At 70.3% G+C, this 24,437-nt stretch carries 17 protein-coding genes; 2 read left to right on the top strand and 15 right to left on the bottom strand.

What is annotated here, in order from left to right; all coding sequences use genetic code 11:
- Positions 1 to 153: 153 nt before the first annotated feature.
- The 10 genes from CVV72_RS12620 to CVV72_RS12665 form a co-directional block, all read right to left on the bottom strand.
- Positions 154 to 1,131, bottom strand: a complete 978-nt coding sequence (locus CVV72_RS12620) for an alpha/beta hydrolase family protein (RefSeq protein ID WP_219152615.1) — start codon at positions 1,129 to 1,131, stop codon at positions 154 to 156.
- Positions 1,132 to 1,144: 13 nt separating this feature from the next.
- Positions 1,145 to 2,710: an acyl-CoA carboxylase subunit beta gene (locus CVV72_RS12625; protein ID WP_219152616.1), complete on the bottom strand. Its 1,566-nt coding sequence runs from the start codon at positions 2,708 to 2,710 to the stop codon at positions 1,145 to 1,147.
- Entirely contained in the window at positions 2,707 to 9,126 is a 6,420-nt protein-coding gene (locus CVV72_RS12630; protein ID WP_219152617.1) for a type I polyketide synthase, read from the bottom strand. Before CVV72_RS12630 ends, CVV72_RS12625 begins: the two co-directional genes overlap by 4 nt.
- A complete protein-coding gene (locus tag CVV72_RS12635) occupies positions 9,123 to 10,883 on the bottom strand; it encodes a fatty acyl-AMP ligase (protein ID WP_219152618.1) in 1,761 nt (586 codons plus the stop codon). The genes CVV72_RS12630 and CVV72_RS12635 overlap by 4 nt, the downstream gene beginning before the upstream one ends.
- Before the next feature lie 319 nt (positions 10,884 to 11,202).
- Positions 11,203 to 12,120: a helix-turn-helix transcriptional regulator gene (locus CVV72_RS12640; protein WP_219152619.1), complete on the bottom strand. Its 918-nt coding sequence runs from the start codon at positions 12,118 to 12,120 to the stop codon at positions 11,203 to 11,205.
- A gap of 173 nt (positions 12,121 to 12,293) precedes the next feature.
- On the bottom strand, positions 12,294 to 14,063 hold the full coding sequence (locus tag CVV72_RS12645) for an alpha/beta hydrolase (protein WP_219152620.1): 1,770 nt from the start codon (positions 14,061 to 14,063) through the stop codon (positions 12,294 to 12,296).
- A 253-nt stretch (positions 14,064 to 14,316) separates the two neighbouring features.
- A complete protein-coding gene (gene ppk2, locus CVV72_RS12650) occupies positions 14,317 to 15,279 on the bottom strand; it encodes a polyphosphate kinase 2 (RefSeq protein WP_219152621.1) in 963 nt (320 codons plus the stop codon).
- 43 nt (positions 15,280 to 15,322) lie between these two features.
- Positions 15,323 to 15,613 carry a hypothetical protein gene (locus tag CVV72_RS41610; protein ID WP_255632660.1) on the bottom strand — a complete coding sequence of 97 codons (291 nt, stop codon included), beginning with the start codon at positions 15,611 to 15,613 and terminating at the stop codon, positions 15,323 to 15,325.
- Positions 15,614 to 15,839: 226 nt separating this feature from the next.
- A complete protein-coding gene (locus CVV72_RS12660; RefSeq protein WP_219152622.1) occupies positions 15,840 to 16,742 on the bottom strand; it encodes a serine hydrolase in 903 nt (300 codons plus the stop codon).
- Positions 16,739 to 17,620 (bottom strand): LysR family transcriptional regulator, encoded by an 882-nt coding sequence (locus CVV72_RS12665; protein WP_219152623.1) that lies wholly within the window; start codon positions 17,618 to 17,620, stop codon positions 16,739 to 16,741. Before CVV72_RS12665 ends, CVV72_RS12660 begins: the two co-directional genes overlap by 4 nt.
- A gap of 101 nt (positions 17,621 to 17,721) precedes the next feature.
- On the opposite strand from CVV72_RS12665, the gene bla reads away from it, so the two are divergent.
- The gene (gene bla / locus CVV72_RS12670; RefSeq protein WP_219152624.1) at positions 17,722 to 18,615 is read left to right on the top strand and encodes a class A beta-lactamase; all 894 of its coding nucleotides are present in this window, start codon (positions 17,722 to 17,724) and stop codon (positions 18,613 to 18,615) included.
- Between the two features lie 53 nt (positions 18,616 to 18,668).
- On the opposite strand, the gene CVV72_RS12675 is transcribed toward bla, so the two are convergent.
- Together CVV72_RS12675 and CVV72_RS12680 are read right to left on the bottom strand one after the other, a co-directional pair.
- Positions 18,669 to 20,543 carry a Calx-beta domain-containing protein gene (locus CVV72_RS12675; RefSeq protein WP_219152625.1) on the bottom strand — a complete coding sequence of 625 codons (1,875 nt, stop codon included), beginning with the start codon at positions 20,541 to 20,543 and terminating at the stop codon, positions 18,669 to 18,671.
- A gap of 333 nt (positions 20,544 to 20,876) precedes the next feature.
- Positions 20,877 to 21,416: a hypothetical protein gene (locus tag CVV72_RS12680; RefSeq protein ID WP_219152626.1), complete on the bottom strand. Its 540-nt coding sequence runs from the start codon at positions 21,414 to 21,416 to the stop codon at positions 20,877 to 20,879.
- Positions 21,417 to 21,761: 345 nt separating this feature from the next.
- Between CVV72_RS12680 and CVV72_RS12685 the strand changes: the two genes are divergently transcribed.
- Positions 21,762 to 22,157 (top strand): ATP-binding protein, encoded by a 396-nt coding sequence (locus tag CVV72_RS12685; protein ID WP_219152627.1) that lies wholly within the window; start codon positions 21,762 to 21,764, stop codon positions 22,155 to 22,157.
- 5 nt (positions 22,158 to 22,162) lie between these two features.
- On the opposite strand, the gene CVV72_RS12690 is transcribed toward CVV72_RS12685, so the two are convergent.
- Genes CVV72_RS12690 through CVV72_RS12700 form a run of 3 tightly spaced genes read right to left on the bottom strand, consistent with a single transcriptional unit; the run spans position 22,163 to position 24,414 of the window.
- Positions 22,163 to 22,933, bottom strand: a complete 771-nt coding sequence (locus CVV72_RS12690; RefSeq protein WP_219152628.1) for an alpha/beta fold hydrolase — start codon at positions 22,931 to 22,933, stop codon at positions 22,163 to 22,165.
- Positions 22,930 to 23,448: a PadR family transcriptional regulator gene (locus CVV72_RS12695; RefSeq protein WP_219152629.1), complete on the bottom strand. Its 519-nt coding sequence runs from the start codon at positions 23,446 to 23,448 to the stop codon at positions 22,930 to 22,932. The genes CVV72_RS12690 and CVV72_RS12695 overlap by 4 nt, the downstream gene beginning before the upstream one ends.
- A gap of 36 nt (positions 23,449 to 23,484) precedes the next feature.
- The gene (locus CVV72_RS12700) at positions 23,485 to 24,414 is read right to left on the bottom strand and encodes an alpha/beta fold hydrolase (RefSeq protein ID WP_219152630.1); all 930 of its coding nucleotides are present in this window, start codon (positions 24,412 to 24,414) and stop codon (positions 23,485 to 23,487) included.
- Positions 24,415 to 24,437: the final 23 nt, after the last annotated feature.

A 24,437-nucleotide genomic window follows, 5' to 3' on the forward strand; every position in this document is an offset into this window, starting at 1 on the left:
CCTTGGCGGGGGCCGAAGGCGTAACTCGCGTGATCGAACGCGTAACTCGCGTGCTTGGAGCCGTAACTCGCGTGATCAGCGGCCGCACCGCGAGTTACGCCTCCAAGCACGCGAGATACGGGTCTGATCACGCGAGTTCGGCGTTCGGTCACCTCACAGGCCGAGCCCGCCCGCCAGCACCGGCCAGGAGTTCCGCAGCGCCCGTTGCCAGTACGGCCAGCTGTGCGTGCCGTCGCCGTAGTAGTCGACGGTCGCCGGAATCCCCTTGGCCTTCAACCGGTCCGTGAAGCTCACCGAGGAAGCCAGCGCCTGCGGTTCGAAGATGTCGGACTGCCCCGGCGGGTCGAGCGGGCCGGTCTTCCCGTTCCCGCAGGAGATGTACAGCGTCGTGCCACGCAGACCGTCGACGTTGTCGTACGGGTTGTTCGCCGTCCAGAGCGGCCGCATCCCCCAGGAGTCGCCCCAGAGTTCGAGGTAGTTGAAGATCCCCGCGCGGGCCAGGATCCCTTGGATGAACAGCGGAGCGCCCTGGTTGAGGGTGTTCGGCACGCCGCTGTAGGACGCGGCCGCGGCGAACATGCCCTTGTGCTTGTACGAGTACGCGAGCGCGCCGTAGCCGCCGATCGACAGTCCGGCGATCGCCCGGCGCGGACCCGCCCGGTACCCGCGTTCGACGATCTGCCGCACCTCCAAGGTGTGGAAGGTGTCCCAGTCGGGGGTGCTCTTGAGCCCGAAGTTCCACCATTTCGTGTACATGCCGGCCGGCCCGCCGGTCGGCATGACGACGAGGGCGTCCTTGTCCGCCGTGAACGCCTTGACGTCGGTGAACTGGTCCCACGAACGGTAGTCGACCGGTTCGCAGCACCCGTGCAGCAGGAACAGCGTCGGCCAGGTCCGCGCGGGTTGCGCGGCCCAGCCCGCCGGGACCAGCAGGCGCACCATGCCGGTGGTGCCGAGTGCGGGCGAACTGATCTTCAGGTCGACGGTGCGCGCGTCCAGCCAGGTCTCCTCGACGAGCTTCGCGCCGTTGTCGGCGGTGACCGGCGCGGGCGCCGCGCTCGCGGGGACCGGGCTTCCGAGCAGGGTCACCATGGCCAGTGCCAGCAGACCCCACCGCCGGGTTCGCTTCATCGTTTCTCCTTGCTCACAACGGGATGTTTCCGTGCTTCTTGGCCGGAAGGGTCCGCCGTTTGGTCCGCAGCGCGTCCAGTGCCCTCGCCACCTGAAGGCGGGTCTGCGACGGCGTGACGACCTGGTCGACGTAGCCGCGTTCGGCCGCCAGGTAGGGGTTCGAATGCCGTTCGCGGTACGCCTCGGTGAGCCGTCGCCGTTCGGCGGACCGCTGTTCCGGGGGCAACGCGGCCAGTTCGTGCCGGTGCAGCACCCGCACCGCGCCCTCGGCGCCCATCACCGCTATCTCCGCGGTGGGCCAGGCCAGGTTGACGTCCGCGCCGAGATGTTTCGACCCCATCACCGCGTAGCCGCCGCCGTAGGCCTTGCGGATCACCACGGTCACCTTCGGCACCGTGGCCTCGGCGTAGGCGTAGATCAGCTTGGCGCCACGCCGGATGATCCCCTGCCGTTCCTGCTCCTCGCCGGGCAGATAGCCGGGAACGTCGGCGAGGGTGAGGATCGGGATGGAGAAGGCGTCGCAGAACCGGACGAACCGCGCGGCCTTCTCCGAGGCGTCGATGTCGATCACGCCCGCTCGATGGCGCGGCTGGTTCGCCACGACGCCGACCGTGCGGCCCCGGATCCGGCCGAAAGCGCAGAGCATGTTCGGCGCGAAGCCGCTGTGCACCTCCATGAAGTCGCCGTCGTCGACGAGACGCGAGATCACCTCGGTCATGTCGTAGGCCTGGTTCAGCGAATCGGGCACCAGCCGGTCGAGTTCGAGGTCGGCGGCGGTGAGCTCGGGCGCGGTCTCGTCGGCGTATTCCGGGACGGCGTCGAGGTTGTTGGACGGCAGGTACCCGAGCAGGGTCCGCACCCAGTCGAGGGCGTCGTGCTCGTCGGCGGCACGGTGGTGGGCGTTCCCGGAGACCTCGCTGTTCACCGCGGCGCCGCCGAGGCGCTGGGCGGTGACCCGTTCACCGCTGACGGCGTGGACGACGTCCGGCCCGGTGACGAACATGTGCGCGGTCTCGTCGACCATCACGGTGAAGTCGGTGATCGCCGGCGAGTAGACCGCCCCGCCCGCGCAGGGGCCCATGATCAGCGAGATCTGCGGGATGACCCCTGACGCCAGCGTGTTGCGCCTGCCGAGTTCGGCGTAGTAGGCGAGCGAGACGACGCCTTCCTGGATGCGGGCACCGCCGGAGTCGTTGATCCCGACCACGGGACAGCCCAGCGTCATCGCCAGGTCCATCACCTTGAGGACCTTCTCGCCGAAGACCTCGCCCATGCTGCCGCCGAAGACGGTGAAGTCCTGGGAGAACACGCAGATCCGCCTGCCGTCGACGGTGCCGTGCCCGGTCACCACTCCGTCGCCGTAGGGCCGGCTGGCGTCCATCCCGAACTCGGTGCACCGGTGCCGGGCGAACTGGTCGAGTTCGACGAACGAGCCCGGGTCCAGCAGTTCCTCGACGCGTTCGCGCGCGGTCAGCTTGCCCTTGGCGTGCTGCCGGTCGACGGCCCGCTTCTCCGCAGTCCGGAGCTCTTCCCGGCGGGCGGCGAGGTCGGCGATCCGGAACGCCGTCGTGTCGGTCATGGCCGCGCCGCCTTGGGTGCCCCGAGCCGGGCCGCCAGTGCCGCGGCGACCGCCTCGACATGCGGCGGGTCGATCATCGAGAGGTGGTCCCCCGGCACCCGCACGATCTCCAGCTCCGGGCAGAAGGCGTCCCAGCCCAGAGCGTCGTCGACGCGCAGGTACCGCGGATCGAGCGTGGTGGTCAGCGGATGCGGCTCCTGCGCGCGCACCAGCAGCACCGGCCCGGCATACGGTCGCGGCTCGTACCGTTCGGCGACCCGTGCGTCCACATAGGACTCGTACTGGTGCCGCAGCACGCCGTGGCCCAGCTCGGGCACCTGAGCGGCCAGCCTGCCGATCACCAGCCGGATCTGGTCGTCGTCGCCGAGCCGGGCGAGCTCTTCACGCGGGATGTCCAGCGGGACACCGTAGGTCCGCTCGACGTGCTCGGCGAACCGGTCGAAGCGGTCCAGCAGGATCTCGTCGGCCGGTTTCCCCGGCGCGGGCAGCGGCAGGATGCTGTCGATCAGGAACACGAGATCGACCCGCTCCCCGGCCGCGGTCAGCCGCCGCGCGGTCTCGTAGGCGAGGCAGCCGCCGAACGACCAACCGCCCAGCCGGTACGGGCCCCGCGGCTGGATTTCCCGGATCAGCTCGACGTAGCACTCGGCTTTGTCCTCGACGGTGTCCTCTTCGTCGATCCGTTCGAGCCCGTAGACGGCTCTGTTCTCGGGCAGCAGCCGGACGAGCCCCTCGTAGACGCTCGTCGGACCACCCGCCGGATGGAACAGGAACACCGGATCCGTGCCGCCTTCGCGCAGCGGCCGGACAGGGCAGCCTCCGCGTCCTTCGATCTCGTCGCGCAGCAGATCGGCCATCGCGGCGATCGTCGGAGTGGCGAAGAGCCGCTCGGGAACGGCTCCCAGCTGCCCGGCGATCACGTCCCGCAGCCGCTCCACCGCTCCGGCGTCGCCACCGGCGGCGAAGAAGTCGTCGTGGACGCCGGGTTCCGCGCCACCGAGTTCCGCCTGCCAATGCCGGGCGATCCAGCGTTCGGCCGGATCGCGTGGCCCGACGGCCGTGACCGGGCCGGCGGGCCGGGTGCCTGTCTCACCGAACCCCGCCTGGTCGGCGAGATGGCCGGCGACCTCGGCGAGGCCCGCACCTCGCAACAGCAGCGGAATCGGCAGCGTCAGGCCGAAGTCGCGCTCCACGACTCCCCTGGCGCGCAGGGCCGAGAGCGAGTCCAAGCCGAGCCGGGTGAGGGGTGTCCGCCGGTCGATCTCGTCCGCGGCGAGGCCGAGCATCCCGGCGACGAGCCCGGCGAGATAGTCGGTCAGCATCTCGCGGGCGGCTTCCGGGAGGACCGCCCGCAGCGCGTCCAGCCCGTCCCAAGTGGACGGTCCGGCGTCCTGCTCCTCCCCCGGTATCAGGATCTCGAAGAACGGCCGTCCGGCCAGCCGGGGGAACAGGGCGAGCACGGTCCCGGCGTCGACCCTGGCGATCCCGGTCGACGCGCGGTCACGGCGCAGCACGGCGTCCATCGCCGCCAGTGCCTCCTCCGTGCCGAGTGGTTCGAGGACGGGGTTGCGGCTGCCGACGGCCGCTCCCGCTTCACCCCAGGCTCCCCAGCCGATGGTCGCCGCCGGCAATCCAGCGGCGCGGCGCCAGGTGACGAGGGCGTCCACCCACGCGTTCGCGGTGGCGTAGGCGGTCTGGCCCGGTGACCCGAACAACGCCGCGGCCGACGAATACGTCAGCCACCAGTCGAGTTCGTGTCCGGCCGTCGCCTCGTGCACTCGCCACGCCCCCAGCGCTTTCGCGCGCCAGACAGCCTCGACGGCGTCGGCGTCGAGGGTGACGGCGGCGCCGTCGGACAGCACACCGGCCGCGTGCAGCACCCCGCGCAACGGCAGGCCGTCTTCGGTCGCGGCCGCGACCAGCGCTTCGGCCGTCCCCGGCTCGGCGATGTCACCCGTCACCACACGAACGTCGACGCCCTGCTCACGCAACTCCGCCAGAAGCGGCTCGACGGCAGAGCTCGCCCCGCTCCGGCCGGAAAGGACGAGCCTGGTCGCGCCGCGCGCCGCCAACCAGTCCGCCGCGACCAGGCCGAGGCCGCCGAGACCTCCGGTGATCACGTAAGCGCCGTCGTGCACCACGGTTTCGTGGCGGGGTTCGCCGAGTTCCGGGCGGGCCAGCAGCCGTGTGTACCGGACGCCCTCACGCCAGGCGATCTCGTCGTCCGGCGCGTCCGCACGGATCTCCGCCACCAGCTTGCCGACCCACAGGTGGGCGGGGTCCGGCTCGGCGTCGAAGTCGATCTGGCTCGCCCGCAGTTCGGGGTGTTCGAAGGCGAGGACGCGGACCAGTCCGCGCAGCCAGGCCTGACCGGGGTCGCCGCGCTCGCCGAGTTCGATGGCCGAGGCACCCGCGCTGACGAACCACAACCGCGGTGCGGCTTCGACCAGTCCGGCGAGGACTCCGGAGAACTCGGCGACCCTCCGCGCCGCGCTCATCGGGTCGGGCCCGTCCGAAATCCCGGCGCAGACGAGGACTCCCGCCACCTCGCGGGATCTCAGGACTTCCGCGAGCGCCTGCCGGTCCCCCGGCCGGATCGTCACCAGCTCGTCCCCGGCTTCGGTGAGCCGCTCGCGCAACGCCGTCAGCCACGGCGCGTCTTCGTGCAGCACGGCCCAGCGGCGCGAGCCCGGCGCCGCCACCGGCAGGTCTACCTCCCGCCAGACCGTTTCGAACAGCAGCTCCGCCATGGGCACCGGAAGCGCCGAACGCTGGAACCGGCGGCAGTAGACCTCGCGGAACTCGACCAGGACGACATCGTCGGCGTCGACCAGCTGGACACCACCGACCAGGCCGTCACCCGCCGGATCAAGGGAATCGAGAACCGCGTCGACCCGGACACCGCGGCGCGGATCACCGGCGAGGACGACCTCGCCCAGGGTCAGCGGCAGGAACACGCCGTCGGCTTCGCGCAGCGCGTCCCCGGCCGCGGCGGCCAGCGCGTGCAGGCAGGCGTCGGCGATCACCGGGTGCAGGACGAATGCCGGATCGTCGGTGGGCAGGGCGATCGACGCCGAGGCCCGGCCCGGCGCGGCCAGAACGTCGCGCAGCCCACGGAAAGCGGGACCGTAGCTCTGCCCGGCCCCCGCCAGCGCCCGGTAGAGGTCGACCGGCCGGGCGTCGACGCCGACCGGGCCGAACGGCACCACCGCGGTGACCCCGTCGCGGACGCGGGCGGTGGCGTGCCGCACCCAGCCGCCGTCCGCGGACCGCGCGTAGACGTCCACGCTTCCGTCGCTCAGGCTGGTCGTCACCTCGGTGTGCGCGGCGAGCGGAAGGACCCGGTGCAGTTCGAGACCGCCGATGCGTACTCGCCCGGCGGGACGCAGGACCGTTTTCGCCGCCGCGAGCGCGAGTTCCAGGAATCCGGCGGCGGGGAACAACGGGACACCCATCGCCGCGTGGTCGGCCAGCCACGGCAGCGCCTCCGTCCCGACGTCCGCGCGCCACAGGTGCCCGCCGGTCGGCTGTTCGATGTGGACACCCAGCATCGGATGCGCGCCACCGGCCCGGGCCGCCGGACGCCGCGGCCAGAACCGCCGGTGCCGCCAGCGCGGGCCCGGCAGTTCCATCGGAAGCGGACGGGGGCCGCCGTCGTCGAGCACGACGGGCAGCCCGAGAGTGTGGAGCCGGGCGAGCGTGGTCAGGAACGCCACTCGCTCATCGCCCTTGCGGCTCGCCGTCGGAAACGCGAGCGCGCCGGTGCTCTGCTCGATCGCGGCCAAGGCCACCGGATGCGGCGAGATCTCGACGAACACGCCGTACCCGTCGGCGGTCGCCGCCGCCAGCGCCTGGCTGAAGCGCACGGGACGGCGCAGATTCGCCGCCCAGTACTCGACATCGAACACCACTGACCTTTGTGGATCGTCGAGAACGCTGCTGTAGCAGGAAATCTCCACCGGTCGCGGGGACAGGCCGCCGAGTTCGGCGCGGAACCGGCCGAGAACCGCGTCGACGGCTTCCGAATGGCCCGCACCCCCGACCGGGAGCCGCATGGCGAGCCTGCCGAGGCTCTCGACGTGCGAGACCAGCGCCTCGACCTGTTCGGCGCCGCCGCTGACGGTGCACTGGACCGGTGAGGCGTAGACCGCGACGGTGATCCCGGGGAAGTCCGCTTCCAGGTCGGCGAGTTCGGCGGCGGACAGTTCGACCACCGCCATCGCGCCGTCGCCGGACGCGTCGACCTCGGCCAGCAGCCGGGCGCGGGTGGCCATCACGCGAAGGCCGTCGGCCACGTCCAGCGCCCCCGCGACGACGGCGGCCGCGACCTCGCCCATCGAATGCCCGAGCACCGCGGCCGGGACGACCCCGTGCGCGCGCCAGAGCCCGGCGAGGGCCAGCTGCATGCCGAACAACGCGAGCTGTGTCGCCGCGAGATCCGGGAGGTCCCGCGCGCCGGAGAACACTTCGCTCAGGGTGAAGCCCGATTCGGCACGGAACACCGGATCGAGTGCCTCCACCTCCGCCCGGAACGCGGGCTCGGTGCGCAGCAGGAGGCGGCCCATCCCGGGCCATTGGGAGCCGTAGCCGGAAAAGACGAACACGACGCCCGGCACAGGCCCGGCCTCGCCGAAGACGACGTCACCGCTCGCGCGACCGGCGGCCAGTTCCCGCAACGCGGAGGCCACCCGTTCACGTCCCTCCGCGACCACCGCGCCCCGGACGGGCAGATGGTCGCGGCTCCGGGCCAGCGTCGCGGCGACCGCGTCCAGCGGAACCGAGCGGTGGGCGGGGTCTTCGAGCCAGTCCGCCAGATCGGCGGCCCGCGCCCGGAGCACCTCGGCCGACCGCGCGGACAGCGCGAAGATCCGCGGGCGCCCGGTTTCCGTCCCGCGAGGGGCGAACGACGCGGCGGGCCATTCTTCGAGGACGACGTGGGCGTTGGTGCCACCGAAACCGAACGCGGAGACCCCGGCACGCACGACGTCGGTGTAGCGCGGCCAGTCCGTCGCGGTGTCCACCACCCGGAGGCCGAGAGCGGCGAAATCGACATGCGGGCTGGGTTCCTGATGACGCGGGGTCGGCGGCAGCCGCCGGTGGACCAGCGCGAGGACGACCTTGATCAGCCCGGCCATCCCGGCCGCGCCCTCCAGATGGCCCAGATTCCCCTTCACCGAGCCGATCAGGAGCGGGCGGTCGGGTTCGCGTCCGGCTCCGAGCACCTCGCCGAGCGCGCCTGCCTCGATCGGGTCCCCCACCTCGGTCCCGGTCCCGTGCGCCTCCACGTAGTCCACACAGGACGGTTCGACACCCGCCGCCGCGTACGCGTCCCGCAACAGGCCGGCCTGCGCGCCGGGGCTGGGCGCGACGAGACCATTGGACCGGCCGTCGGAGTTGATCGCGCTGCCGCGGATCACCGCGAGCACGCGGTCCCCCGCACGACGGGCGGCCTTCAGCGGTCTGAGCACGATCACGCCGCAGCCCTCGCCGCGGACGATGCCGTCGGCGGCGGCGTCGAACGGTTTGCAGTACCCGTCCGGGGCCAGCACCCCGGCCCGCTGGAAGGACGCGGTGACCGCCGGTGAGAGCAGCAGGTTCACCCCGGCGACGAGCGCCGTCCCGCATTCGCCGCGGCGCAGGCTCTGCACCGCTTGGTGCACCGCGACCAGCGACGACGAGCACGCGGTGTCGACGGTGAGACTCGGCCCGCGCAGGTCGAAGAAGTACGACAGCCGGTTGGCGGCGATACTCGTCGCGGCGCCGGTGGCGGACCAGACGTCGACGGTGGCGGGATCGGCCATCGTCAGGTGGCCGTACTCGCCCGCCGAAAGGCCGACGAACACCCCGGTCCGGCTTCCCCGCAGCGTGGACGGCGGGATCCCGGCGTGCTCCAGCGCCGCCCACGCCACTTCGAGCAGCATCCGCTGCTGGGGATCCATCGCTTCGGCCTCGCCCGGGGTGATGCCGAAGAACTCCGCGTCGAAACCGGCGATGTCACCGAGGAACCCGCCACGCGCGGGGATCTCCCACCGCTCCTCCGGAACGTCGCGGATGCCGTCGCGGCCGGCCTCCAGGAGGCGCCAATAGCGCTCCGGGGAGTCCGCTCCGCCCGGCAGGCGACAGCCGAGGCCGACGATCGCGATCGGTTCCTCTTCACGGCCCTCACCGCGCACGAGCGTGGAGTAATCCACTGTGGACAGACGCGCGGCGAGGGCGGCGATCGTCGGGTACTGCCACACCAGGGTCGGCGGCAACGGACGGCCGAGGTACCGGCCCAGTTCCGCCGCCAGTTCCATCGACTCCCGCGAGGAAAGGCCGCTCTCGTGCAGCGGGCGGTCCGGATCGACATGCTCCGCGGGCGCCCCGGTCCGCTCCGCCACCCGCGCGATGAGCCAGGCACGGATCTCCGCGGTCACCCGAGCCGCCGCGCGGTCAGCGAACCGTCCAGATAGGACTTCCGGCACCGGGCACGGCTGATCTTGCCGCTGGAGGTGCGCGGCACCTCGCCCGGGGCGAGGAAGACGACGTCGTGCGGCCGCAGACCGTGCACGGCCGAGACCGCACTCCGGATCTCCGCGGTCGCCACGGCGAGGTCGGCTTCGGTCTCCTTGGCCCGTTCCACCAGGACGACCGCCGCTTCACCGTCTTCGCGCCCGATCGCGAAAGCCGCGGCGGAATGCGGCCGGACCGCGGGATGCGTCTCCACGGTCTGTTCGATGTCCTGCGGGTAGTGGTTGCGGCCGTCGACGATGACGAGGTCCTTGAGTCTGCCGGTCATGAACAGTTCGCCTTCGTAGCGCACGCCGAGGTCTCCGGTCGCGAGCCAGCCCGCCCCGGAATCCGGGTCGATCGGGGGCAGGCCGAAGACGCCGTCGGATGCGGCGGGCCGTCCCCAGTAGCCCACGCCGACGTTCGGGCCGTTGACCTGGATCTCCCCCACCCTGCCCGGTTCGACCAGCGCGCCGGTGACCGGATCGGCGATGCGGACCCGTTGTCCCACCGGGAATCCACAGGAGACGAGCGTGGTGGCCGCCGCGCCGGGGAGCGCCGGCACGGCCAGCCCGGCGGAGAGGCTGTCGCGGTCGAAGGCGACTTGCCGTGGCGCCTTGCCCGCTTCGGTGACGGAGACGAGTACCGTGGCCTCGGCCAGTCCGTAGGAGGACCGGTGCACCTCCGGGCGCAGCCCGCATTCCTCGAAAGCGCCGTGGAACTTCGCGATGGTCGAAGGAAGCACCGGCTCGCTGCCGTTGATCAGCGAGACGACCCGGCTCAGTTCGAGGTAGCTCTTCTCGTCCTCGGTGACCCGGGAAGCGGCATAGGCGTAAGCGAAATTCGGTGCCGCGCTGATCGCGCCGGGGCTGGCCGAGAGCGCGCGCAGCCACCGCGACGGACGTTCCAGGAAGGCGCGCGGATCCATCAGGACGGACGCCGCCCCCGCCGCCAGTGGCGCGCCGATCCCGAGGATCAGGCCCATGTCGTGGAAGAGCGGCAGCCAGCTGACGGTGGAGGTCGTCCCGGTTTCGATCGCGTAGGCGTCACACGCTTGACGGGCGTTGGTGAGCGCGTTGCGGTGGGTCAGCATCACACCCGCCGGCGTCCGCGTGGAACCGGACGTGTACTGCAGGTACGCCACTTCGTCCGGTTCCGGTCGCGGCCAGGAGCGATCACCGGCCGCGACCGGAGCTGTGGTGTCGACGGCGAGCACGGCGGGCCGCTCGAAATCCGTCGAGGCGAGGAAACCGGCGGCGTCGCCGAGCCCGTCGGTGGTCGTGAGCACGACCCTCGGCGCGCAGTCGGCGAGCACGGCGGCCAGCCTGCCCGCGTGCCCGGGAAGGCCCGGGGAGAACAGCGGGACCGCGACCAGCCCGGCTCGGATCGCGCCGAGGAACGCGACCACGTAGTCGACGGACTGCCGGGCCAGGATCGCGGCCCGGTCACCCGGGCCGGTGAACCCGGTCAGCCGGGTGGCGAGGGCGTCGACCCGGTCGTCGAGTTCGCGCCAGGACAGGGTGATCGCCCGGCCGTCCGCCCCGGCTCGATGGTCGAGGTAGGTCACCGCGGCGTCGTCGCCGAGCCGCCACGCCCAGTACCTCAGCAGCGTCGCGAACGACTCCCCGCCGCGTGCGTCGTCCGGCGCGTGGGCGGCGGCGACCGATTCCGAAATGGTTTCCATGGCCCCTCGTCGTGACGATTCGTGCAGGAGCGGGTGAATTCGGAACGGCACCGTTGCCGAAAGCGGATTCCATTCCGGAGACCGTTCTTGATCTGCCCGGAACTGTATGGACGTCCCGGGAAGAGTGTCAATGAAAGGATGATGGAATGCCGGCGAAAGCGCGGACGTGCTCACCGGGACGTGAGGAAGGGGGCACTCCGCTTGTCACTTCGGCACGAACTTCGGCGCGGCGGCGGAACCCCGGCCACGCCGTGTCGTCCGTCCAGTCACGCGTGTCGTCCATCCAGACACGCATGATCGCCATTTGAGCACAGGGGATTCAGAGCCACCCCTGGCGCGAAGCCTGCGCTCCCAGCTGGAATCGGGTCCGGGCGCCGAGCAGCTCCTGCAACCGGCTGATCCGCCGGAGCACCGTCCGCTCACTGATCCCGAGCTCGCGCGCGATCGCCTCGTCGGTCAGGCCCCCGCTCAGCAGCGCGAGCAGGCGGCGCGTGGCGACGGTCGGTTCCTGCGCCGCTTCCGCGTCGTCCGGGCCACCCGCCCGCACGGGCACGGCCATCCGCCAGAACGAGGCGAACAACTCGATCAGCGCGCTCAGCAGCATCGACGGATGGATCAGCAGGGCGAGCACGTCACCGGCGTCGGAATTCGGGACCGCGATCAGCGCCCGGTTGCCGTCGGCGATCACCAGCTTCAGCGGCAGCCCGGGGAACACCCTGGCCTGCTCCCCGAGCGCGATACTCGACTGCACCTGGGCGAAGCCGTCGTCGTGCTGCAGCACGGACGAGTCGTAGACGACGCGGTAGGCGATGCCGCGCGCCATCGAACCGGGTTGCACCGTGCTCACTTCGGCCTTCGGGCTCATGTACGACCCCGGGTCCAGCGCGACGATGTCGACGCCCGCCTGGGTCTGCATGGCTTCGAAGGTGGCGATCACCTCTTCCCGGCTCCGCAGCACTTCGACGAAGTCCGCGTCCCGCCCCGTCCGCAGCGAGTAGGCGGCGCCGAGCACCTCGGCCGCTTCCCGCGCACGGATCGCCGCGGCCTCGTGCTGCGCCGCGAACGCCGACAGCGCCGCACGCGGCGGGCACACCTCGACCCCGGACGCACCCGCCCGGACCAGGCCGAACCGCTCCAGCTCCGCCAGCTCGGCGCCGGGCGTGACCGGACGCCCGTCCAGCAGGGCCCGGTACAGCTGCTCGGCCTCCATCGACAGGCCCCGCGACTCGGCGAGCATGACGCTTCTCCTCCCCCGCCCAGGATCGATCGACGTGACATCGATGTCACGACTCATTGGTCTTGAGGGGGAAAACGGCCGGATCGTGCGCCTGGACCGATAACGAAACCGTCACGGATCATGACGAAGAGGCTCCCGCGAACCGCGGGAGCCTCTCGTCGGCACCGTCCGGACTAGGCGTTGGCGGGCATGCCCTTCTCGTCCGCTTCCGGCGTCGCGGTGCCTTCCAGCAGCTCACGGACGATCTCGTTCGCCTTGCGCACCTGGGGCGTGATCATCTTGATCTTGATCTTCCCGTCGTGCCCGAGGTGACCGCCGACCTCGACCGTCTTGTCCTCACCCGGCAGCGGCAGGCCCTGGCAGCCGGTGAACTTCTTCTTCGGCGTGAGCCCGGTCTGGAAGTAGGCGACGATCGGGTCGTCGACGCAGTCGGTGTTGTACGGGAAGATCCCGTGACTGCCTTCGTTGTCGACGCTGATCATCTTGGCGCCCGGCAGGCCGTTCGCGGTGGCGAGCGCGCCCTCGTACGGCGTGGCCGCGTCGAGTTCGGTCTGCGCGATCAGCAGCTTCGGGAACGTCTTGGCGTCCGGCGCCGGCTTGGCGTTGGCGGTCGGCCAGAACGCGCACAGCGGCGCGCCCGACAGGGCCATGATCGGCGCGATGAACGGCGCGTTCACGGTCAGATCGGCCTGCCAGTAGTTCCAGTAGTGCAGGTTCTGGTTCCACTGGCCGTCCTGGCAGCGGATCGCCTCGAACGCGGCGTCCCAGGTCTCGACCTCGGCTCCGCCCTGGTAGGAGGCCTTGCGCTCGACCGAGTCCTTCTTCGCGATGGCCTCCAGCGCGTTGCCCTTGGCCTTGGTCAGGAACGCCTTGTTCGCGTCGGTCAGCCCGGGAGTGGCGAGAGCCTTCGCGACGACCTGTTCCAGCTTCTCCGAGTCGGTCCCGGTGGGCGCGGGTCCCTTCGCCAGCGCGGCCACCATCGAGGCCGCGGACGGGTACTGGGACGTGTCGTACATCGCCGGGATGATGAACCACGCGGCGTAGAGCATGCCCGCGAATTCCCGGGTGCCGCCCGCCTTCTCCCAGTTGCGGCGGATCTCGAGCGGATCGGTGCCCGCCTTGTACTTGGCGTCGTTGCGCGCGACGTAGGGCAGCAGCGCCTCCTGGAACTGACGGTCACGGCTGCGCGGCTGGAGATCCCAGGTCTTCTCCAGCGTCGAGCGGCTCGCGTCGGTCGACGAGTCGAGCAGGAACCGGTGCGCCTTGGACGGGAACGTGGTGGCGTACCAGGTGCCGAGCCACGTGCCGTACGAGTAACCGATGTAGCTGGTCTTCTTCTCCCCGAGCAGCACCCGGATGAAGTCCATGTCGTACGCGGTCTGCTCGGTGGTGATGAACTTCGTCAGCGGGTTCTTCAGGCAACCCTCGACCTTCGCCCGGCTGATCACGTTCTGATCCGTGCTGTCCGGGACGGTGTAGCTACAGGTCAGCGGGGTGCTCTGGCCGACGCCGCGGGGGTCGAAACCGACGAAGTCGTACTGCGAGGCGAGCACGGGACTGCGCATCGCCATCGCGGCGCCCCACGGGAGGCCTTCGCCGCCGGGGCCGCCGGGGTTGACCAGCGCGATGCCCTGCCTGCCGGTGCCGGGGTAGGCGGTCGCGGTCTTGGAGACGCGGACGCCGATGGTGTTGCCGTCCTGCGGGTCGTGCCAGTCACGCGGCACCTGGACGGTGGCGCAGGCGAGGCCCTTGACCTTCTTCAGTTCGGCTTCCGTCGCGGGCGCGACCGAGGGGAACGAGCACTCGCCCCAGGCCACGGCCTGCTTGGTCAGCGCGCCGGCGAGCGCGGCGGTGTCCGGCTCGGCCTTGACCGCGGGTGCCGCACCCGCCGCCGGAGCCAGCACCAGGCCGGAGGCCAGGAACGCACCGGCGACGACGGCCACCGTGCCCCTCCGCGTCTTTTTCGTACTACTGATCACCATGATCCCTTTCGACAGGAGCCCCCGACGTCCGTACGTGAAGTAAAGACGGATGATCAGCTTTCCCACACGGCCGGAAGATGGCGGATACCCGACATGGCAGGATCTCGACACTCGCGTGATCAGACACGTAACTCGCGTGATCAGAGGCGTAACTCGCGAGTTACGCCTTCAAGCACGCGAGTTACGCCTCTGATCACGCGAGTCACGCGTTCCGTCACGGATGCAGGCCGGGTCCGTGATCGGGGTCCGGCGAAGGCGCGATCGGGGTCGGGCTGAGCGACGCCTCGTCCTCCCCCTCCTCCAGCAGGGTCGCCGCGGCGCCGACCACTTTCAGATCCGGGTCGCCGACGGCGTCCTCGTCCTTGTCCGCGTAGTCCACCCGGGCGAGGACGCTGCGCATCGCCTCGACGCGCGCCCGTTTCTTGTCGTTGCTCTTGACCACCGTCCACGGCGCGATCTCCGTGTCGGTGGACCGGAACATCGCGACCTTCGCCTCGGTGTAGGCGTCCCAGCGGTCGAGCGACTTGATGTCGTTGGGACTCAGCTTCCATTGCCGCACCGGGTCGACCTGCCGGATGAGGAACCGGGTGCGCTGCTCGGACTTCGACACCGAGAACCAGAGCTTGACGAGGATGATCCCGTCGTCGACGAGCATCTCCTCGAACGTCGGCGCCTGCCGCATGAAGCGCTCGTACTGCTCGTCCGTGCAGTACCCCATCACCCGTTCGACGCCGGCGCGGTTGTACCAGGATCGGTCGAACAGCACGATCTCGCCCTCGGTGGGCAGGTGGTTCACGTAGCGCTGGAAGTACCATTCCCCCTGCTCGCGTTCGGTGGGCTTGCTCAGCGCCACCACTCGCGCGCCACGCGGGTTGAGGTGTTCGGTGAACCGTTTGATGGTGCCACCCTTGCCCGCTGCGTCGCGTCCCTCGAACAGAATCACCATCCGGCCGCCGGTGTCCTTGATCCAGTACTGCAGTTTCAGCAGTTCGATCTGCAGCGACCGTTTCACGACGTCGTATTCCTCACGCGACATTCGCGTCGTGTACGGGTAGTTCTCCCGCCAGGTGTCGATCGGCGAGCCGTCGGGGCGGCGCAGGACCGGGTCGTCGGCGTCGTCGTAGTCGACGACGAGACGCTGGTCCCTCAGCTCCGGGAAGTACGAGTGATCGAGCACGCGCCGCTGATACCCACAGCCGGCGGCGCGCAAACGCGGCGCGTCAACCACCGAGCCCTTCGGCGAACCGTCGTGCCGCTTCGAGATCGACCGTACCGGGCCGGTTCTTGCCTATCCCGCCGACGAGCCTGAACGGCAGCCACGTGTCGAAACCCCGGCACGAGAACGTGCCCGCCACCTCGAATCCCTTGCGGCCGAGCAACCGTGCCAGACGACGGGTGTAGCGCCGGAACCGCGGTTCCGGCAACCCGCTGGTGCCGAACACGAACGCCTTCCTCCGCTGCTTCGACGGCAGTTCCTCGACGAACCGCCGCAGGCGGGGATGGAAGTCCATGCCGAAGATCCCCGAGCCGAAACCCACGAGGTCACAGGAATCGAGCTCGGCCGGGTCGATCTCCTCGGGGCTGACGACGCGCGCCGAGAACCCCTGCCAGCACTTCGGCGACCCTCGCCGTGTTGCCGTGGGACACCGAAACGCACACGATGACGACCTTCATGCCGATCCTCCACCTCGCCGGTTCTTTCCCCTTGAGAACCGGGCAGCGGCGTAGAACGTGACGTCACCCTTCGCGCAGGTGATCCCGCAGCACCCGCGCCACGCGGGCCATCAGCACTTCGGCCTCCGGCTGGATCGCGGCGGGCACCCGGGATCCGGTCAGCGCGGCGATCGCGTACAGCCCGCCGTCGGCGTGTTCGACCACCCCGACCTCGTGCCGCAGGTTCAGCACCGTGCCGGTCTTCGACGACCATTTCGTGGCGTCGGAGACGAAATCCGGGCTCAGCCGCTGACGCAGCAGGTTCAGCCCCATGAGTTCACGCACCCGCGCCGCCACTTCTCCGTCTACTTTGGACGGTTTCCACAACGCTTCGAGCAGGTTCACGAACGCGCGGGCCGAACCGGAACTCGCGCGGGTGACGTCGAGTTGTGGAACGGGATGGCCTCGCCCGGCGGTGCCCGCGTTGATCGCGAGCGCGTGCGCGAGGTGGACGTCGGCCGGGGCGAACCGTTCGGCGGGCGTGTCGCTGAGGTCCGCGGCCGGATGCCGCGCGGTGATCCCGGAAACGCCCCATTCGCGGGTCATCCTGGTGACCTCGGCGGGCGGGGTCAGCGCGAAGAGCGCGTCCGCGGCGGTCTCGTCGCTGATGGCCATCGTCAGATAGAGCAGGTCGTCGATCGCCACCCTGGCCGGATGCCGGAACCGCGTCAGCCCGGTCGGCCCGGGCGCGGTGGCCCGCCCCGGCTCGACGTCGATCGGCGCGGAGCCGTCCAGCTCGCCCCGGCGGATCCGCTCCAGGGTCGCCGCGGCGAGCGGGATCTTCACCAGCGAGGCGCTCGGGAACTCCAGATCCGGGTCGATGCCGATCTCGTATCCGGTCCGCAGATCGCGCACGAGGAACGAACCCCGCAGGCCGCCGTCGTCCAGCTCGGCGCGCAGCCCGAGGAGCAGCGTCTCGGTGTTCATGTCGTCTCCTCCGCGCCGAGACACCGGGCGATGTCCGGCCACAATCGTGCCCGGAGCCGCCGCGTGTCCTCACCGGGCCCCGCCGTGATCTCGAACCCGCGCGCGAGCCGGGTTTCCCCGATCGGCCGCCAGTTCAGGCCGAGTTCGGTCGCCTGGGCCGTCGAACACAGCAGCAGATCTTCCGAACCGAACACCGCCGCGGCGGCCGCGGTGAGAGTGTCGGCGACGGACACCTGCGCCGGCCGCAAGCCCACCGAGTCACGGATGCGGAAGAGGCGATCCCGGATATGCGGCACGTCGTCCTCCGGCTGGATCCAGACCCGGCGAGCCGGACGGCCGGACCGGCCGACCCGCAGCGTTTCCAGGTGGAGCGCGCTCGCTCGCGACCTTCCCCCGCCCGCCAGCCCGAGAGGCACCGTCCAGGTGCCCTCTTCGGCGGGAACGGCCGTGAGCGCCGCGCGGACCTCCTGTGTGCGCACGAGTTCCGCCCGCTCCCCCGGCGGCGCCTGCCGGAACTCCAGGAAGACGTCGAGCGCTCGCGCCGCCGCGTCGAGTTCGGCGAGCTCGCGGACGGTGCAGGTGTCCGGCATCGCCAGCCGCATCGGACGCAGTTTGGCGCGCTGCGCGTCGTGCTCCATGGCGTCGGCCAGTGACACCAGCCGTTTCGCCGACGGCAGCATGTCCCGGCCGAACGGGGTGAGCACGGCGCGGCGGGTGGAACGGTCGAACAGCCGCTCGCCGAAATGCCGTTCCAGCGCGGCGATCCGGCGGCTCGCCACCGGCTGGGGGATGCGTGCGATCGCCGCCCCCGCGGTGAAGGTCCCGGCCTCGCTCACGCTCACGAACGCCCGGCAGCTCCCGATCAGGTCCACGACCACATACTATGCGGATTCCGCATGAAAGAGGTCGTTCGTGTCTTGGACAGCATGACCGGCGCTGGACAGACTGCGGACATCGAACGATCTTGAAAGGAACCACCGTGTCCGTCACTTCTCGCCGCTGGGCCGCCCTGCTGGCGCTCTCGGTCGCGTCTCTCGCCGCATGCTCCACACCCGCCCCCGCACCGCCGCCGTCGGCCGCCTCACCGGTCGCGGCGACCGGGCGTGCCGACTTCGAACAGCTCGAACGCGCCTACCGCGCCCGGCTCGGGGTGTACGCGGTGGACACCGCGACAGGCCGCGAGGTCGCCTTCCGCGCCGACGAACGCTTCGCCTACGCCTCGACGCACAAGGTATTCAGCGCCGGTGGCGTCCTGCAGCGGACGCCGGTCGCCGAGCTGGACCGAACGGTGACCTACGAACGCAAGGACCTCGTCGTGAATTCGCCGGTCACGGAGAAACACGTGGCGACGGGGATGCCGCTGCGCGCCGTCATGGACGCGACCCTCCGGTACAGCGACAACACCGGCGGGAACCTGCTCTTCCGCGAACTCGGCGGCCCCGAAGGTCTCAACGCGGTCCTGCGCGGCATCGGCGACACCACGAGCCACGCCGACCGGATCGAACCGGAACTCAACGACACCGCGCCCGGCGACACCCGGGACACCAGCACACCGCGTGCGCTCGCCGTGAGCCTGCGCGCCTTCGCCCTCGGCGACGCCCTCCCCGAGGACAAACGCAAGATCCTGGTCGACATGATGCGGGCCAGCACCACCGGCGACCAGAACATCCGCGCCGGGGTGCCCGGCTGGCCGGTCGCCGACAAGACCGGAACGGCGTCCTACGGCACGCGCAACGACATCGGGGTCGTGTGGCCGCCGGGTCGCGCGCCGATCGTCATCTCGGTACTGACCGACCGGTCGGAGAAGGACGCCGAGATCGACAACAAGCTCCTGGCCGACGCCACCGCGGCCGCGGTGAAGGCCCTTCCCTGAGCGCACCCGCCGGGACGGACGAGGTCGCGTCCGTCCCGGCGGGATTCAGCGGCTCAGCGACGGCAGGGGTTTCCCGCCGGATGCGCCGGGGTTCCGTGCACGTCGGCCTGGGACTCCGCGAGCACGATCTTCGCGAGCGCGGTGTCCAGCGCGACGGCCTGCTGCTTCACCACGCCGTTCACCACGGTCTGGCCGTTGAGCTTCAGCGAACCGATGACCAGCGGGATGGTCAGCGGCGCCGACCCGACGGTGATCGACTCACCGTTGATCTTCAGCGAGGCGACGTGCGAACTGCCCGCCAGTACTGGCGCGAGCCCGCCCGGCGATGGCTGACAGGTCGCGGTCGCCTGTGACTGGATCACGCCGAGTTCGACGGTCAGCCCGAGCGTGCTGATCACCGTCTTGTCGATCTTGGCCGACGCCAGCGCGCGATCGCCCGCGGCCGGAGCCTCCGACTGGTCGTCCGGCGTGAGATCGGTCGACGCGGTCAGCACCTTGGTGTCGACCTTGATCAGGCCGGCGTTGAGCGTCGCGGCGGCGACGGTGCTGCTGTCGTCGGCACAAGGCAGGTTCGCCGGGTTGGCCCGTGCCGCGGTCACCCCGAGGACGTTCGCCGCGGTGCCGGTGCAGGAGAAGACGCCGTCACGGTCGTCGTCGACGATCGTGCCGACACCGGTCGGGTCGATGAGACCGGCCCCCGACGGGGCCGAGAGGTTCACCGTGAACGTCTCGTCCGGCTCGTCGACGGTGTCCGGGTTGACCAGGACGGTCACCGGCCTGGTGGTCTGTCCCGGCGCGAACGTCACCGTCCCGTTCGCCGCCGCGTAGTCGGCGGGCGCCGTCGCGGTGCCGTTGGCGGTCGCGTACTGGACCGTCACCGGATTCGGGCTGGGGCCGCCGAGCAGCGACACCGTGAACGTCGCCGGTACCTGCGCGCCACCGGAACCTTCACCGACAGTCACGTCGTCGATGCTCAGGCCGAGCACGCGCACGGTCGTGGTCTCGATGTACCCCCGCGAAACCCCGTCGACCTGGTAGTCGACGACGCACTGGTAGGTACCGGGAGCGGCACCGGCGGCGGCTTTGATCGTCTCGGTGAACGTCGCGACCTCGCCACTGGTCACCTTGACGCTGCCCGGATCGTTGGTGACGGTGAGCTGCGGGTCGCAGCTGGTCACCTTCGGGGTCACCGTGACCTCGATGGATTTGATGCCGTCCAAAATGGCCTGGGAGACCTGCCCGGCCGGGACGTTGTTCAGCAGCACGCCGCCCGTGGCCGAGGTGATGGCGGAAGCCTGCCCCGTGGCGTCGAGCGCGCCGACGTTGACGGCGACCACGCGGATCTTCGCCGCCTGCAACGCCGCGATGGTCTGGGCCAGCGTGTGCCCGCCGCTCGGATCGTGCGACGGCGCGTCGCCGAACCACGCGATGATGCGGGTGCCGTCGGGCCGGAACGCGACCGCGCCGGTGGCGAGCTGGTAGAGCGCGTTCAGGTTCGCCTCCGGCGTGTCCCCGCCGCCCGAGGCCGTCCACTGGTTGATCCCCGCCTGGACGGCGGTCGTGTCCCCGGTGATGCCCTGATTGACCTTGAACGGCACCGAGTCGGTGAAGTCCTTGTACTCGGCGACACCGAACTGCGCGGTCGGCTGTGCGGCGAGGACGTCGGCGGTGATGGCGCCGGCGTTCGTCCGGACGTTGCCGATCGGCCCGCCCATGCTGCCCGTGGTGTCCGCGAGCAGGACGAGGTCGGGATTCGGCGGGACGGCCGAAGTCGTCACGTTCTTGGTCACGGTCGTGCTCTGCCCCGCGTTCAGGGTGAGGTCGAGCGTGGCCGGGTCCACACCCGGCGGAGCCGCGGCGGCGACCGCGGTGGACGCGAGCATCGCCGAAACGGCGGCCAGGACGACGAGCAGTGGTCTTCGTGACATGGACTTCCCTTTCGAGACCCGGCCGGAGCCGGAATTCCTGTGCGCTCCTGGAGAAGACGGAATTTTTCGCTTTTCGTTAGCGCGAGAACCGGGCTTCACCCGGAGTGCCCTGTGTCAAGGTGCCCAACGGGCTGTTACCGAGGATCCGGGCTACGCGGACCAGGTCCGCATTGCGCCGTCCAGCCGAAGGAGATTCGACACCTCTCACTCTTCAGCGTGAGAGGTGCCAAAGATTTCGGCGTTTTCCGTGATCACGGCGCCGGGCGGAAGTCCGGATTCGACGGCGAACAACCACCGAATGTCGCAATGGTCGTTACCCCGGCGAGACCTCGATCAGTAGACGCACTGGATGATCGCGTCGTCCAAGCGGATGTACTTCGCCGGCCCGCCGTTGTTGCCGTAGATCGGCTGAAGATAGACGGTACCCACGCCGTTCAGATTGAGATTGTTCAGCGTGATGAGCTGATAGCCCGCCCGGTCGTCGATCCACTTCACCGTGTGGGATATTTTCCGCCAGCCGACGGGGTCCCAGATCTCGAGGCCGATGTTCGCCCCACCGCCGACCGGGTCGGCGTGAATCGCGGCGGCACAATTCGATCGATTCGCCGGAAAACTGCCGAGCGACTTCGGGGTCCTCATCGCCGACCAGCCGTTGTCGGCGAAGAGCCAGCCGTTGTTGCCGGTCCGCGCCACTCCCATACCGATGTCGAACCAGGAATGCCCGTCACCACCCTGAATCTCGCGCTCCCATACGCCATGAGGATTCGATTCGTAACCGTCGGACCACTGCACGATCCCGGCGTGTGCCGTCCCCGCGACGCCCACGAGCGCCATCGAAAACACCGACACGACGGCGAAGATCTTCTTGAACACGAAAGCTCCGCCTCTTCGCGTGAAATGACCCCCGTCAGAGGACCAGAGTCCGGAACGCGGGCACAAGAGCCCTTCGCGCGCACAATCGACTGCCTCTCAGGACAGTGCCCGAGCGAGGTCAGCAGGCCGCGTCCGCAGTTCGGCGGCGATCCGGGCCGGCGCCTGTAGCCGTCGTCGGTGAGCACGGCGAGCGTGGAGCAGTTCCGCGAGCACAGGGGCGGACGCGCGCCGAGACCAGGGTCACCGCGATCGCCGCGAGTTCCCCCGTGTGAATCCCGTGTTCCCGGGGTACTCACCTCACGCCCATGCTCTTGGCCAAGCTGGGAAACCTGCTAAGGAGAACGCGTGGGTATCACGAGAACACGACAGGCTTACGAATTCCCCACCGGGGCCGCCCCGCCGCTGGGAGAGGTGCGGGCCTGGTTGCGAGAGCGGCTGACCGAGGTCGGCCGCGCCACCGTCGCGGACACCGAACTGCTGACCACGGAGCTGGTCACCAACGCGCACGAACACGCGGACGGCGTCGCCGAACTCAGGGTCTCCGTGCCCGCAGGCCGGCACGTCGTCCGCGTCGAAGTCGACGACCGCCGGCCCCGGCTCCGGCCGCACCGCGTGGCCAAGGCCGATCCGACGAGCCCCCGCGGACGAGGGCTGGCTCTGGTCGAGGCGATCAGCGCCCAATGGGGAGTGACCACCGGCGCGGGGTTCAAAACGGTGTGGGCGGAGATCGCGGTGCTCTGACACGGTCAGCCCAGAAGACGCGGATCCACGGCTCCGCCGAGCCAAGCGCGAAGGACTCCGTTGAACAGTTCGGGGTCCTCCACGTTCCAGATGTGGTGCATCCCCGGCACGAGCCGGGACCGCGTCTGGGGTGCGGCCCGCGCGATCGCCGCGAGGGATCGCCGCACCGCCGCGGAATCCTTCTCCCCCGCTGTCGCGAGCAGTGGCCCGGTATAGCGGCCCACCTCTGCGGGCACCCCGCCCGCGCACACCTCGGCGGCCATCGCGGACGCGGTCTCGCGGCGCACCGAGAGACCATGTTCGACATACCGGGCGCGTGCCTCTTCGGGAAGCCCGAAGACAGCGGCTTGGGCGCGCCAGTACCAGCGGGCTCGCGAGAATGCCGTCTGCACCCCGCAGTACAAGCGCATCCCGGCGCCGGCAGGCAGGAGCGGCGCACTGGTCAGGAACGCCGAACTCACCCGGTCCGGGTGCCGGGCCAGCACGCGCAACGCCGTGAGCGCTCCGAGGGAGAGCCCGACGAGATCGAACTGGCCGTCGACGCCGTGCCCGGTCACTCTCGCGACGACGTCGTCCGCCACCGCGTCCAGTCCCGGCCAGGGCTCGCGGACCCGTTCACCGAAGCCCGGCAAGTCCGGTGTGAGCACCGTCCGATCGCCGAACGCGGACAGCTGCGGCTCCCACATCCAGTTCGCGACATTGCCGCCGTGCAGCAGCACCACCGGCCGCTCCGCCGTGGCCGTCCCGGCGGAATGCACCTCGGGGAACGCACTCACGCGAGTTCCTCCTCGAGCGCGTCGAGCCAGTCCAGTTCGACGCGCAGGTGCGCGATTCCGTTGTCCAGTGTGGACATTCGCAGCCGGGCCGCCCGGTCAGGCGCATCGGACTCCGCGCGCATCCGTTCGAACCGCTCCAGCCGCGCCTGGGTCGCCTCACGATGTGCCACCAAGAGGGAGCGGAAGGCGTCGTCGTCGAGATCCGCGCCGAAGAACACCCGCGCGAGGAACGGATCGCGTTCGACGTGGCGCTCGGGCTCACTCGCCAGCCACTCGGCGAGCGCCGTCCGCCCCGCGGCGGTGATGCGGTGTTCCTGCCGGTCCGGCGCCCCGGCGCCGGCGACGGTCTCGACCTCGGCGAGCCCGTCCGCGACGAGCCGGGCGAGGGTGCGGTAGATCTGCGCCTTGTCCGCCGCCCAGAAGTGCCCGACGGTCGAATCGAAATGACGTTTGAGGTCGTAGCCGGTCATGGGCGCGAGAGCGAGCAACCCCAGGATGAGGCGGGAAAGAACCATGTCGCTAGTAGACTAGTCACCTATATGACTTGTCAACTAGGCCTCTTTCGATTCGACGTACCCCGGCGGATCGGACTCGGCGGCCAGCGCCTCGGCGGCCTCCTGCCAGGCAGGATCACCCGGGAAGAGTTCGCTGCGGAGATAGGCCGCCGTGAGCCGCTGCAGCACGGCCACTCGCGCCGGATTCTCGTCCGTGGTCTCGGCGACGTCGTAGCCGGAAATCCCGCCGAGACCGTGTTCCGCGCCGAACAGGGTGAGCAAGGTCTTGCGCCCCGGCGAAAGGAAGTACGGATCGGCATGCCATTCGGGGCCTCGGACCGTCAGATGCGCCGAGGAGTCCTTGTCGCCGGCGACCACGAGCGCGGGCGTCGTCATCGCGGAGAAGTCGGTACTGACGAAGAAGGAATAGTTCGCCGCCACGAATTCCGTGACGGCGTCGCCGCCGCGACCGGGCGCGGCGAGCAGCACTCCGGCGGAAATCCGTGGCTCGGCCAGGTTCACCACCGTGCCGTCGCCGGGGTCGGTGTACCGCGCACCCAGCAGCAGGCTCGCGGTATGCCCGCCCATCGAATGCCCGGCCACGGCGACCTTGCTCCGATCCACTCGCCCTCGCAGACCCGGCACCGCGGCCTCGATCTCGTCGAGCCGGTCGAGGATGCCGATCATGTCCTCGGCCCGGGACCGTTGATACAGCGGCGCTTCGGGATGATCGGCCCCCAGATCCAGCGTCCTGGAACTCAGATGAGTGGGCTGGAGTACGACGAATCCGTGCGCCGCCCAGTAGTTCACGAGCGGGGCGTAGCCGTTCAACGAGGACAGGTGATTCGAATAGCCCTGGCCGTGCGACAGCAGGATGATCGGCAACCCGCCGCCGGTCACCGGCGCGGAGACCCGGACCTGCAGATCCACGGCTCGATCCGGGGCAGGCAGGGTCACCGGGGCGATCGAGATCACTGACGTGCTCATGGTGATTCTTCCTTTGCGAGACG

The organism is Amycolatopsis sp. TNS106 (genome assembly GCF_019330265.1).
In the GTDB taxonomy this organism is placed as follows: Bacteria; Actinomycetota; Actinomycetes; order Mycobacteriales; family Pseudonocardiaceae; genus Amycolatopsis; species Amycolatopsis lurida.

Bases quoted from the DNA above. Each gene is read 5' to 3' on its own strand.
- CVV72_RS41610 (WP_255632660.1), bottom strand. From the start codon at position 15,613: ATGGACTTCCATCCCCGCCTGCGGCGGTTCGTCGAGGAACTGCCGTCG.
- CVV72_RS12675 (WP_219152625.1), bottom strand. From the start codon at position 20,543: ATGTCACGAAGACCACTGCTCGTCGTCCTGGCCGCCGTTTCGGCGATG.
- CVV72_RS12640 (WP_219152619.1), bottom strand. From the start codon at position 12,120: ATGCTCGCCGAGTCGCGGGGCCTGTCGATGGAGGCCGAGCAGCTGTAC.
- CVV72_RS12635 (WP_219152618.1), bottom strand. From the start codon at position 10,883: ATGGAAACCATTTCGGAATCGGTCGCCGCCGCCCACGCGCCGGACGAC.
- CVV72_RS12660 (WP_219152622.1), bottom strand. From the start codon at position 16,742: ATGAACACCGAGACGCTGCTCCTCGGGCTGCGCGCCGAGCTGGACGAC.
- CVV72_RS12700 (WP_219152630.1), bottom strand. From the start codon at position 24,414: ATGAGCACGTCAGTGATCTCGATCGCCCCGGTGACCCTGCCTGCCCCG.
- CVV72_RS12620 (WP_219152615.1), bottom strand. From the start codon at position 1,131: ATGAAGCGAACCCGGCGGTGGGGTCTGCTGGCACTGGCCATGGTGACC.
- CVV72_RS12625 (WP_219152616.1), bottom strand. From the start codon at position 2,710: ATGACCGACACGACGGCGTTCCGGATCGCCGACCTCGCCGCCCGCCGG.
- CVV72_RS12695 (WP_219152629.1), bottom strand. From the start codon at position 23,448: ATGGTTCTTTCCCGCCTCATCCTGGGGTTGCTCGCTCTCGCGCCCATG.